At 65.8% G+C, this 11,892-nt stretch carries 12 protein-coding genes; 8 read left to right on the forward strand and 4 right to left on the reverse strand.

The window, feature by feature from the left end; all coding sequences use genetic code 11:
• Position 1: 1 nt before the first annotated feature.
• On the reverse strand, positions 2 to 709 hold the full coding sequence (locus AC1DYS_RS17475; protein ID WP_477901371.1) for a GntR family transcriptional regulator: 708 nt from the start codon (positions 707 to 709) through the stop codon (positions 2 to 4).
• Positions 710 to 823: 114 nt separating this feature from the next.
• Between AC1DYS_RS17475 and AC1DYS_RS17480 the strand changes: the two genes are divergently transcribed.
• Together AC1DYS_RS17480 and AC1DYS_RS17485 are read left to right on the forward strand one after the other, a co-directional pair.
• Positions 824 to 1,810, forward strand: coding sequence for a Bug family tripartite tricarboxylate transporter substrate binding protein (locus tag AC1DYS_RS17480; RefSeq protein ID WP_477901373.1), 987 nt, complete (start codon positions 824 to 826; stop codon positions 1,808 to 1,810).
• Positions 1,811 to 1,843: 33 nt separating this feature from the next.
• On the forward strand, positions 1,844 to 3,118 hold the full coding sequence (locus tag AC1DYS_RS17485) for a glucarate dehydratase family protein (protein ID WP_477901375.1): 1,275 nt from the start codon (positions 1,844 to 1,846) through the stop codon (positions 3,116 to 3,118).
• A gap of 19 nt (positions 3,119 to 3,137) precedes the next feature.
• Here AC1DYS_RS17485 and cueR read toward each other — a convergent pair whose 3' ends face one another.
• Positions 3,138 to 3,533 carry a Cu(I)-responsive transcriptional regulator gene (gene cueR, locus AC1DYS_RS17490; RefSeq protein WP_477901377.1) on the reverse strand — a complete coding sequence of 132 codons (396 nt, stop codon included), beginning with the start codon at positions 3,531 to 3,533 and terminating at the stop codon, positions 3,138 to 3,140.
• Positions 3,530 to 5,704 carry a heavy metal translocating P-type ATPase gene (locus AC1DYS_RS17495; RefSeq protein ID WP_477901379.1) on the reverse strand — a complete coding sequence of 725 codons (2,175 nt, stop codon included), beginning with the start codon at positions 5,702 to 5,704 and terminating at the stop codon, positions 3,530 to 3,532. Before AC1DYS_RS17495 ends, cueR begins: the two co-directional genes overlap by 4 nt.
• A gap of 107 nt (positions 5,705 to 5,811) precedes the next feature.
• On the opposite strand from AC1DYS_RS17495, the gene AC1DYS_RS17500 reads away from it, so the two are divergent.
• The 4 genes from AC1DYS_RS17500 (at position 5,812) to AC1DYS_RS17515 (ending at position 9,356) form a co-directional block, all read left to right on the forward strand.
• Complete coding sequence (locus AC1DYS_RS17500) at positions 5,812 to 6,006, forward strand: heavy-metal-associated domain-containing protein (protein WP_477901381.1); 195 nt, start codon at positions 5,812 to 5,814, stop codon at positions 6,004 to 6,006.
• A 204-nt stretch (positions 6,007 to 6,210) separates the two neighbouring features.
• Positions 6,211 to 7,788: an ABC transporter substrate-binding protein gene (locus AC1DYS_RS17505; protein ID WP_477901383.1), complete on the forward strand. Its 1,578-nt coding sequence runs from the start codon at positions 6,211 to 6,213 to the stop codon at positions 7,786 to 7,788.
• Positions 7,789 to 7,945: 157 nt separating this feature from the next.
• Entirely contained in the window at positions 7,946 to 8,953 is a 1,008-nt protein-coding gene (locus AC1DYS_RS17510) for a Bug family tripartite tricarboxylate transporter substrate binding protein (RefSeq protein ID WP_477901385.1), read from the forward strand.
• A gap of 25 nt (positions 8,954 to 8,978) precedes the next feature.
• Positions 8,979 to 9,356 (forward strand): nuclear transport factor 2 family protein, encoded by a 378-nt coding sequence (locus AC1DYS_RS17515; RefSeq protein ID WP_477901387.1) that lies wholly within the window; start codon positions 8,979 to 8,981, stop codon positions 9,354 to 9,356.
• Between the two features lie 110 nt (positions 9,357 to 9,466).
• Here the strand turns inward: AC1DYS_RS17515 and AC1DYS_RS17520 are convergent, their stop codons facing one another.
• A complete protein-coding gene (locus AC1DYS_RS17520; protein ID WP_047494144.1) occupies positions 9,467 to 9,898 on the reverse strand; it encodes a DUF1841 family protein in 432 nt (143 codons plus the stop codon).
• A 25-nt stretch (positions 9,899 to 9,923) separates the two neighbouring features.
• Between AC1DYS_RS17520 and AC1DYS_RS17525 the strand changes: the two genes are divergently transcribed.
• Entirely contained in the window at positions 9,924 to 10,667 is a 744-nt protein-coding gene (locus AC1DYS_RS17525) for a sulfite exporter TauE/SafE family protein (protein WP_477901390.1), read from the forward strand.
• 70 nt (positions 10,668 to 10,737) lie between these two features.
• Positions 10,738 to 11,874: an iron-containing alcohol dehydrogenase gene (locus AC1DYS_RS17530; RefSeq protein ID WP_477901392.1), complete on the forward strand. Its 1,137-nt coding sequence runs from the start codon at positions 10,738 to 10,740 to the stop codon at positions 11,872 to 11,874.
• Positions 11,875 to 11,892 lie beyond the last annotated feature (18 nt).

Consider the following 11,892-nt stretch of genomic DNA (forward strand, 5'->3'; position numbering starts at 1 on the left):
TTCAGCTTTCTGCGGTGAAGTAGTCGGGGTGGGCGAGGCGAATGGCCTCGACCTGGCTCAAGGTGCCCGAGAGGTGCTCGCGCAAGCTGTCTTGTGCAGCCTGGGCGTCGCCTTCGGCGATGGCGTCGACGATGCGGCGGTGGTCCCGAAGAATGGTGCGTTGCTTGCCGACGGTGGGCAGGTTCAGCATGCGCAGCCGGTCCAGGTGCCCGCTGCGTTTGCGTACCAGCGGGTAGAGGTCCGGCACGCCGGCGGCTTCGTACATCAGCCGGTGGAACGCACGGTCGGCGGCGATGAACTCGTGGTACGCGGAGCTGCCGGTCAACGAGGCCTGCACGTCGATCTGTGCTCGCAAGCGGGCGACGAGCCGCGCATCAGGTTGGGCAGCAAGGGTGCGAACCACTTCTGATTCGATCGAGCGCCGCAGGAACTGCGCTTGCAGGGCCGACGCGACATCGATGCGGCTGACCACCGTGGCGTGCTGCGGAAAGATGTCTACCAGGCCTTCTTCGCCCAGCTTGATCAGCGCATCGCGAATCGGCGTCTGGCTGAGGCCGAACTGAGCGGCCAGCTCTGTACGCGACAGCACCGTGCCCGGTGCCATCTCCAGCGACAGGATCTGCTCCTGCAGCTTCTCGAACACTTGCGGTGCCGCTTGGCGTGAGCGGTCGAACGCGGGCGGTCGGCGTGTGGACGGGGTAGGGGGCATGGCCCAAATTCTAGTGGTGGGGTGTCATTGACGTACTAATGTATTAGTGCTTTACTTGCAGCAAAGAAGCTCATTCATTGAGCCGCGCGCTCGTCCTTCCCTTGGAGACACACCATGAACCGCCGACATCTCTTGCCGCGCCTCGCCGCGGTGTTCACCGTCTTGCTCGGTGCCCACGCCGTGGCACAGACACCCGACTGGCCGCAGGCCAAGCCCATCACCTACGTGGTGCCATTCACCGCCGGCGGCTCGACCGACGTCGTCGGCCGCATGGTCGCGGAGAAGCTGCAGCTCGCCCTCAAGCAGACCGTTGTGGTCGACAACAAGCCCGGGCAGGGCGGCGCCATCGGAGCGAGCTTTGTCGCCAAGGCACTGGCCGATGGCTACACGCTCTTCGGCGGCACCATCAGCACGCATGCCATCAATGCCAGCCTCTACAGGAACCTCAGCTATGACCCGGTGAAAGACTTCGAGCCAGTGGCACTCGTGGCCTACCTGCCCAACGTGCTGCTGGTCGACCCCAATCTCGGCGTCAACTCGGTCGCCGAACTGATTGGGCTGCTGAAGAAGGACGAGAAGCGCCGCACCTTCGCGTCGTCGGGCTCCGGCACGTCCACCCACCTGGCCGGCGAAATGTTTGCTGACCTGATCGGCGTGCCGCTCACGCACGTGCCGTACAAGGGCACGCCGCCGGCCATGGTCGACGTGTCGGCCGGGCAAGTCACCTTCATGTTCGACCAGATGACGGCGGCCCTGCCATTGCTGCAGTCCGGCAAACTGAAGCTGCTGGCGGTGACCACGGGCAAGCGCATCGCGCTCTCACCAAACACCCCGACGATGATCGAGGCGGGCGTGCCGGGATTCGAGATGTCATCGTGGCAGGCGATCTACGCACCGAAGGGCACGCCCAAACCCATCGTGCAGCGCCTGCATGCCGAGATCGCCAAGGCGCTCAAGATGCCCGACGTGCAGGCCAAGCTGGGTGGGCAGCTCGGCATGGAGATCGTTGGCGGCACCCCTGAAGAGCTGTCGGCACTGATGGCGCGCGAGATCCCGCGCTGGGCAGCGCTGGTGAAGAAGTCCGGCGCATCGGCCAACTGAATATTTCCAACGAACGCGAGAGAAGCCGAATCGATGCACCGCGACACCCGAATCACCGACATCCGTATCACCCCGATCGCCTTCCGCGACGGCCCGTTGCTCAACGCTGCCGGCATCCACGAGCCCTGGGCGCTGCGGGCCATCGTCGAGCTCGAAACCAGCGACGGCCGGGTCGGCATCTCCGAGACCTACGGCGACGAGCCGATGCTGCGGGTGCTAGAGCAGGCAAAAGCGTTGGTACTCGGCCTGTCGCCCTTCGACCTCAACCGCATGGAAGAGCGGGTGCGCGCCACCATCCGGCCCAGCGCCGGTGCCGTGGAGTTCGAACTCGCACCGGGTTCGCACACCGCCAAGAACGCGGCCAAGGTGACCAGCACCTTGGAAGTGGCCATGCTCGACCTGCAAGGCCAGCGCCTCGGTGCGCCCATCGTCGACCTGCTGGGCGGTGCCGTGCGCGATGCCGTGCCCTACAGCGCCTACCTCTTCTTCAAGTACGCCGAGCACATCGACAAACCCTATGCGCCGGATGCGTGGGGCGAGGCCATCAGCCCGGCGCAGATCGTTGCGCAGGCACGCCGCATGATCGAGCTGTACGGCTTCCAGAGCATCAAGCTGAAGGGTGGCGTGTTCGAGCCGGCGCACGAGATCGCCTGCATGCGGGCGCTGCACGAGGCCTTTCCCGGCTTGCCCTTGCGCCTGGACCCGAATGCCAACTGGTCGCTTGAGACCAGCATCCGAGCCGCGCCCGAACTCGATGAACTGCTGGAGTACTACGAAGACCCGACGCCAGGCCTGCAGGGCATGGCCGAACTGGCGCGCCATACGCGCCTGCCGCTGGCCACCAACATGGTCATCACCACGCTCGACGACTTCCGCAAGGGCGCCGAGATGGGCTCGGTGCGGGTGCTGCTGTCGGACCACCACTACTGGGGCGGCCTGCGCGTCACGCAGACGCTCGCACGCATGTGCGCGCTGTGGGACCTGGGCATGTCGATGCACTCCAACTCGCACCTGGGCATCAGCCTGATGGCGATGACGCACGTGGCGGCCAGCATCCCCAACCTCAGCTACGCCTGCGACACCCACTACCCATGGCAGGAAGAAGAAGTGGTAAAGGGCGGCCGCATCGCTTTCGACCGCGGCGCGGTGAAGGTGCCCACGTCGCCCGGCCTGGGTGTGGAGCTCGACCGCAACCGACTGGCCGAGCTGCATGCGCAGTACCTTGCCTGCGGCGTGCGCAATCGAGACGACTTGTCTCAGATGCGCAAGTACGACCCGGCTTTCACCGGCAAGACGCCGCGCTTCTGAGCACCGCGTCCGGGACGGATCAGGCCCGGCCGCCGGCCAGGTCGTCGAGGATCGGGCAGTCCGGCCGCCCGTTGCCCTGGCAGCAATGCGCCAGGTGCTCCAGCGTTCGCTTCATCGCCTGCATCTCGTCGATGCGCCTCTGCAGATCGTCGGCATGGGCCTGGGCGATGCGTTTCACGTCAGCGCTGGCGCGCCGGCGGTTGCGCCACAGGCCGAGCAGGGTGTCGATCTCCTTCATGCCGAACCCCAGGTCGCGCGCACGGCGAATGAAGCGCAGCGTGTGCACGCTGGCGTCGTCGTAGACGCGGTAGCCGGCGTCGGTGCGCGGCGCCGGAGGCAGCAGGCCCAGGCTTTCGTAGTGGCGGATCATCTTGGCCGTGACCGCTGATTGCTTCGCTGCTTCGCCGATGTTCATGTGTTCGTCCCTTCAGGTTTCCAGCGTTTGAGCAGCAGCGCGTTGCTGATCACGCTGACGCTCGACAGCGCCATCGCCGCACCCGCGACCACGGGGCTCAGGTAGCCGAAGGCGGCGAGCGGAATGCCGACCAGGTTGTAGGCAAAGGCCCAGAACAGGTTCTGGCGGATCTTGGCCGTGGTGCGCTGTGAAATGGAGAGCGAAGCCATCACCAGCGACAAGTCGCCGCGCATCAGGGTGATGCCTGCGGTGGCCATGGCGACGTCGGTGCCGGTGCTCATCGCGATGCCCACGTCGGCCGCCGCAAGGGCCGGCGCATCGTTCACGCCATCACCCACCATCGCCACCTTGGCACCATGCGGCGGCCCGCTGCGAAGCGCCGCGATGACGCCTGCCTTGTCGCCGGGCAGCACCTCGGCGTGCACGTCGGTGATGCCCAGTTGATCGGCGACGGCTTGCGCGCTGCCGCGGTTGTCGCCGCTGATCAGCACGGGGCGCACGCCATGCGCCTTGAGGGCTGCGATCGCGGTAGCCGCCTCGGGCTTGATCGGGTCGCCGAAAGCCAGCAAGCCCAGCAACTGCGGTGATCCATCGGTGCGTGCCAGCCACGACACCGTGCGGCCTTGCGATTGCAGCGTGGCGGCGTTGCTCATCATCGGCGTGGTGTCGACGCCCAACTCGCGCATCCACGGGCCGCTGCCCAAAACCAAGGTTTCGCCGTTGAACACACCTTTCACGCCGCGCCCCGCCACGGCTTGCACCTGCTGCGCCGGTGTGGCTTGTGGCACCGCATCGAGCACGGCGCGCGCCAGCGGGTGTTCGCTGCCCGACTGCAGGGCGGCAGCACGTGCGAGCAGGTCGTCGCGGGTCAATGACAACGATCGGGCGTCGACGAGGGTCGGCTTGCCCTGCGTCAGCGTGCCGGTCTTGTCGAACGCGATCACGGTGACGGCGTGCATGGTCTCGAGTGCCAGCGCGTCCTGCACCAGGATGCCGTGCTTTGCCGCCGTGCCGGTGCCGGCCATGATGGCCGCCGGTGTGGCCAGGCCCAGCGCACATGGGCAGGCGATCACGAGCACGGCGACCGCGTGCAGCAGCGCGGTCGAGATGTCGCCGTTCCACGCCCACCAGCCGATGAAGGTGACGAGTGCAGCCACCACCACCGCGGGCACGAAGACGGCGCTCACCCGATCGACCAGTTGCTGGATCGGTGCCTTGCGCGCCTGCGCCGATTCGACCAGGCGAACGATGCGCGCCAGCGCCGTCTCGGCGCCCACCGCCGTGGTCCGCAGCACCATCAGCCCTTCGGCATTGATGGCTCCGCCGGTGATGCGGCTGCCCGGCCCCTTGGTGACGGGCAGGCTTTCGCCGGTGAGCAGAGATTCGTCCATGTGGCTCGCGCCTTCGAGCACCACGCCGTCGACCGGTGCTCGCTCGCCGGGGCGCAGCACCACCTCGTCGCCGACCTGTACCGCGGCCACGGGCACGCTCTCTTCGCGCCCTTGGCGCCGTACGCGGGCGGTGTCGGGCCGGAGCGCCTGCAGCGCCCGCAGGGCCTCGGTGGTCTGCCGTTTGGCGCGGGCTTCCAGCCACTTGCCGAACCTCACCAGCGTGATCACCACCGCGGCCGATTCGAAGTACAGCATCGGCATGGCCGGGGTGTCGTGCCACAGATGCCACACGCTCAACCCGTACGCGGCGGTGGTACCCAACGCGACGAGCACATCCATGCTGCCGCTGCCGGCGCGCAGCGACTTCCAGCCCGCGATGTAGAAGCGCCCGCCGAGCCAGAACTGCACCGGCGTGGCCAGCAGCAGCTGCAGCCAGCCCGGCAGCATCCAGTGCTGGCCGAACGCGTCACCCAGCATGGGCAACACAAGCGGTGCCGACAGCGCTGCCGCGAGCGCGACCTGCCAGCCGTGCGTGGCGGGCGGCCCGGCCGAGGCGATTTCATGGGCGGTGTAGCCGGCGCCTTCGACGGCGGCGATCAGGTCGGCGGTCTGCCCGCTGCTCTTCTGGCGCACCACCGTCGCCTGCTCGGTGGCAAGGTTGACGCTGACCGATTGCACGCCCGGCACGCGTGACAGCGCCTTCTCGACGCGGTTGACGCACGAGGCGCAGGTCATGCCCTCGATCGGTAGCTGCAGGGTGAGGGTGGCGTTCGAATCCATGCATGGAGCTTAGACCTTCCCATGATGGCAAGGTCAAGGATCGACCTCATGCTTGACCTTGCCATCATGGGAAGGTGAATACTTCGGGCTCATTCAAGAGGATTCCCATGATCGAACTGACCCTCCCCACCATGACCTGCGGCCATTGCGTTCGCACCGTCACCGACACCGTGCGCAAGCTCGACCCCGCGGCCAAGCTCGACATCGACTTGCCGAGCCACAAGGTACAGATCGAGTCGAGCCGGCCGGCGGTCGAGTTCACGGCAGCCCTGACCGAAGAGGGTTACGCACCCGCCACCTAAGAGCCTGAGAGTCTTTCGCTCATGCCCGCTCATCACGCCAAAAGACGACGGCTCGTCGTTGCAAATGCTCGCCATAGCCCGAGCTATGGCTGTGCTTTGCGCCTAGATCCGTCGCCTTTTGACGCGCTGCTCGGGCACGTCCGAAAAACCCTCAGGCTCTGAGCCCGCCCATAAACTCGCGGCTTTCGTCTTGCAGGAGTACGCATGGACCGCCGCTTGCGCTCGTTGACCCTTTGCCTGGCTGCCTGCTTTGCGGCCACCGCCGTCCATGCGCAGACCCTGCGCTGGGCATCGCAGGGCGATGCGCAGACCATGGACCCGTATTCGCAGAACGAGCTGCTGACCAATGCCATGAACGGGCAGGTCTATGAGACGCTGGTCAGCCGCGGCAAGACCATGCAGCTCGAGCCGGCGCTGGCCACCGAATGGCAGCAAGCATCGCCCACGCAATGGCGTATGAAGCTGCGGCCGAACGTCAAGTTCCACGATGGCAGCCCGTTCAGCGCCGACGACGTGGTGTTCTCGATCCAGCGCGCCAAGGAGGCCTCGTCCGACATCGCGGTGTACGCCAACGCGGTGGGCGCGCCGAAGAAAGTCGACGCGTTGACGGTCGAGTTCAACCTGGCGAACGTGAACCCGATCTTCCTGCAGCACCTCGGTTTGCTGCCGATCATGAGCAAGGCCTGGGCGGAGAAGAACAAGGCCACCAAGCCGATCGACTTCAAGAACAAGGAAGAGGGCTACGCCTCTTTCAATGCGAACGGCACCGGGCCCTACATGCTGGTCTCGCGCCAGCCCGACGTGAAAACCGTCTACAAACGCAACCCCAACTGGTGGGGCAAGTTCGACGGCAATGTGCAGGAGGTGGTCTACACCCCGATCAAGAGCGACGCCACCCGCGTGGCCGCGCTCATCTCGGGCGAGGTCGATTTCATTCTCGACCCGGCGCCGCAAGATCTGCCGCGACTGCGCAACACCGGCGGCGTGAGGGTGATCGAAGGCCCGGAGAACCGCATCGTCTTCATCGGCATGGATCAGCTGCGAGACGAGCTGCTCTACAGCAGCGTGAAAGGCAAGAACCCGTTCAAGGACGTGCGCGTTCGCAAGGCGCTCTACCAGGCGGTCGACATCGAGACCATCAAGGCCAAGCTGATGCGCGGGCAGTCGCTGCCTACCGGGGGCATCACCTCGTCTCCGTTGGGCGCCTATAACGACCCTGAACTGGACAAGCGCCTGCCCTACGACATGGAGGGCGCCAAGAAGCTGATGGCCGATGCGGGCTACCCGCAAGGCTTCGAAGTGACGCTCGACTGCCCGAATAACCGATACATCAACGATGAAGAGATCTGCCAGACGCTGGCCTCGATGTGGGCGCGGCTGAACGTGAAGGTGCGCGTCAACGCCATGCCGCGCTCGTCCTATTTTCCCAAGGTGCAGAAGTACGACACCTCGATGTACATGCTCGGTTGGGGTGGCCAGATCACCGATGCCGAAGTGACGATCACGCCGGTTTTGCGCGGGCGTGGCGAGGGTGGCATCGGCGCCTGGAACTTCGGCGGCGCGAAGGATGCCCAGCTCGATGAACTCGCCGTTGCGTCCAGCAAGGAAGCCGATCCGAAGAAGCGCGAGCAGCTCATCAAGGCACTGCTCAAGCGGCACAACGAGCTGGTGCTGAACATTCCGCTGCACCGCCAGGTCATCCCGTGGGCCGCGCGACAGAACGTCGATGCGGTGCACCGCCCCGACAACTGGCTGGAATGGCGATGGATCACGCTGAAGTGATTGAAGTGACAAAAGGCGGCAGGTCGGGACGCTGACGGACGCACTGTCGGCGCGAGGCAACGAAGTCTTGGCGGACCGCGAAACTTTTCATTTCTGCGCTTGCAACGAAGACGGCGCTCCGCACAATCGCGCGCACATCTTTTGCTGCGACGCACCCATGCACTCATCCCTCACGCGCCGACGTTTGTTGCTTGCCGCTGCGGCGGGCCCTGTGGCTCTTCACACGCCGAACGCGATGGCCGAGGCCTGGCCCACCAAGCCGGTGCGCATCGTGGTGCCGTTCGCCACCGGTGGCACCACCGACGTGCTGGCGCGCGTGCTGGCGCCCCATCTTGAGCGCACGTTCGAGCAGCCTTTTACGGTGGACAACAAGGCCGGCTCCGGCGGCAACCTTGGTGCGGCCGAGGTGGCGAAGTCGCCACCCGATGGCTACACATTGTTGATGGGCACCGTGGGCACCCAGGCCATCAACGGCGCCCTCTATGCGAGCCTGCCTTTCGACCCGGTCAAGGACTTCGCGCCCGTCACGCTGGTGGCCAACGTGCCCAATGTGTTGGTGATGAACCCCGCCAAGATGGAGGCGGCCGGCATCCACAGCGTGCTCGACCTCGTCAAGTACGCGAAGGACAACCCCGGCAAGCTCAATATGGCGAGTTCGGGCAGCGGCACCTCCATCCACCTGACCGGTGAACTCTTCAAGACCATGACCGGCACGGTGATGCCGCACACGGCCTACAAGGGCTCAGGCCCTGCGTTGGCCGACCTGGTCGCCGGCAAGATGGACGTGATGTTCGACAACCTGCCGTCGGCGTCGCCGTTCATCAAGTCGGGCAAGCTGAAAGCACTCGCGGTGACCAGCACCACGCGCTCGTTCTCGATGCTCGAGCTGCCCACCATCGACGAGGCGGGCGGGCCGCTGCTCAAGGGCTTCGATGCAACGTCGTGGTTCGGCATCCTGGCGCCGGTGGGTACCCCGCTCGAGATCGTCGGCAAGCTGCACGCCGAGATATCCCGCTCGCTCGGCACCGAGGCCATGCGCCAGACGATGCTGGCGCAAGGTGCCATTCCCAGCGGCATGGGCTCGGCCGCGTTCGGGCGGCTCATCACGTCGGAGTCCTACAAATGGGCCAAGGTGATCAAGACATCGGGTGCGCACGCGCAATAGACTGAAGCTCCTTTGAGGAGCTGCCATGCCGAGTACCGACACGCTGGAAAGATTCATCGCGAGAGTGGAGCAGAACGCCCACGCCGAGGCGGTCGAAGAGTTCTACACCGCCGACTCGACGATGCGCGAGAACATGGGCCCGCCGCGTGTCGGCCGCGAGCTGCACGTGGCCAACGAGCGCAAGGTGATGGCGCGTGCTGCATCGGTCACCTCACAATGCGTGCGGCCGGTGTTCGTCAATGGCGACCACGTCGTCATCCGCTGGATCTTCCACTTCGAATGGAAAGACGGCAGCTTCACCCACATGGAAGAGCTGGCCTACCAGCGCTGGGAAGGCGAGCGCATGGCGGAAGAGACCTTCTTCTACGATCCCGCGCAAAGACTCCCCCAGAAGCCAGCCTAGCGTCCCGCACGCGCGAAGCGCCGTGCCTCATCAAGCAACGCCCGCGGATCCGGCTTTGCCGGTCCGCCAGGCGGCGCCCCCTGGGGGCAGGAGCGAAAGCGACTGGGGGGCTACCTCGTCGCGCGGCGGCGGATGCAATCGATGTACTTGTGGCCGTCGGGTGGTAAACCGCTGCGCTGCGACTCCCACATCATCTCGCCCAGACACTCCATGACCTCGTGCTGCGCTTCGTGCGCGGAGCCGCGCTTGGCGGCGAGCAAGGCATAGGCCTGCTTGATGCCGCGCGGCTGGTCGATGCTGACCTGCTCGCTGATCGACAGGTGCATCGACAAGTGCAGGAAGGGGTTGGTGCGGCCGGCCTCGACGTCGTAGACGGCGGCCAGTGCCGCGTCCACGTCGTTGAGTTCGGCGTGGTACTCGGGGTGCTCGCCGATCCAGTCGGCGGCCACGGTTTCCATCGGGGTGAGCGGCAAGCCTTGCTCGCGCTTGCGGTGGGTGTCGCAAAAGAAACGGCGAACGTCGTTTTGGGATGGGGCGAACATCGGAGAATTCTCGCTTTTCTTATCGATGATCACCGACCTTGGGTTTTATGCCGTGGCCGTGCCCGCGGTGTTGATGATGGGGCTGGCGAAAAGCGGCTTCGGCGCCGGCTTCGGCGCGCTGGCGACGCCGCTGATGGCGCTGGCCATTCCCGTGCCCCAGGCCGCAGCCATCATGCTGCCGCTTCTGCTGGTGATGGACGCCACCGGCGTCAAGGCGCTGTGGTACCAGCGTGACCGCGCGCTGCTGCGCCTGCTGCTGCCGGCGGGGCTGTTGGGCACGGTCATCGGGTTCCTCATGTTTGGCGTGCTGCCGACGCACACGGTGTCGGGCATCGTGGGTGCGTTGACCTTGCTCTTTCTCGCTCAGCGGCTGCTGTTTCCGCCGCGCGTTGATGCGCCGCCTCCGCCGCGCTGGCTGGGAGTCTTGCTGGGCTCGGCCTCGGGCTTCACGAGCTTCGTCGCCCACGCCGGGAGCCCGCCGGTAAGCGCCTATGTGCTGCCCTTGCGCCTGCCGCCGATGGTTTTCACAGCGACGATGGCGATCTTCTTCGCGACGCTCAACCTCTCCAAGGTCGTGCCCTATGCCTGGCTGGGCCTGATCGACCTGCGCAACATGAGCACGGCGCTGGTGTTGATGCCGCTCGCGCCGGTTGGTGTGTGGATCGGCGTGCGCCTCGTGCCCCACATTCCACCGGCGCTTTTCTACAAGCTGGTCTATGTGGGCATGCTGCTCACCGGCCTCAAGCTGCTGTGGGACGGCTTCCACTGACAATTTGGAACGCCCGTGCACTTCGGGTCAAAATGTCGTCTCGCACAGCTCATCAACCGAAGGACAGACCATGCCGACCCGCAGCTTTTTGATGACGGCCGAAAACATCATGGGTGCCGGGTGCTTGCCCGATGCCATGACGGTCGTGCAGTCGCGCGGCTTCAAGCACGCGCTCATCGTGACCGATGCACCGCTCACCGCCCTGGGCGTCACCGAGCAGGTCGTTTCGCTGCTGCGCGAGCGGGACATGGCGGTTTCGGTCTTCGATGGCGTGCAGCCCAATCCGACGGTCGCCAACGTCGAAGCCGGCTTGGCCGCGCTGCAGGAGGTTGGGGCCGATTGCATCATTTCGCTGGGCGGCGGCTCGCCGCATGACTGCGCCAAGGTGATTGCGGTGCTGGCCACCAATGGCGGCTCGGTGATGGACTACCGCGGCGTCAACAAGGTGAAGAAGCCGCCACTGGCGCTGATCGCCATCAACACCACCGCCGGCACGGCCAGCGAGATCACGCGTTTTGCCGTCATCACCGATGAGACACGCCACCTGAAGATGAACATCGTCGACCGGCAGCTGGCGCCGATGCTGTCGGTGAACGACCCCGAGCTGATGCTTGGCATGCCGCCATCGCTTACCGCCGCGACCGGCATGGACGCGCCGACGCACGCGGTCGAGGCCTATGTGACCGATGCCTGCGCGCTGCACGCCATCAGGCTGATCGGCCAGTTCCCTGCCGCGCGCGGTGGCGAACGGAAAGGACGACATCGAAGCGCGCGAGAACATGTGACCTGTGCGCAGTTCCTTGCCGGCATGGCGTTCAACAACGCCTTCCTCGGCTACGTGCACGCAATGGCGCACCAGCTGGGCGGGCAATACAACCTGCCGCATGGCGTGTGCAACGCGCTGCTGCTGCCGCATGTGGAGGCCGTCAACGCGAGCGCCTGCGCGCCACGCATGGGCGACGTGGCGCGAGCGCTCGGCGTCGATACCGCCGGGCTGAGCGCCGAGGCTGCAGCGCAGAGCGCGGTGAAGGCCATGTTCGATCTGGGGCGCACGGTGGGCATCCCGGCCAAGCTGTCCGACCTGGGCGTGCAGCGCGAAGACATCCCGATGATGGCCATCAACGCAATGAAAGACGGCTCGGGCGCCACCAACCCGCGCAAGCTCACGCAGGCCGAGATCGAAGCGATCTACGAAGCGGCGTACTGAACCCTGAGAACCCGCGCC

Source organism: Rhizobacter sp. P2_G4 (assembly GCF_056403575.1).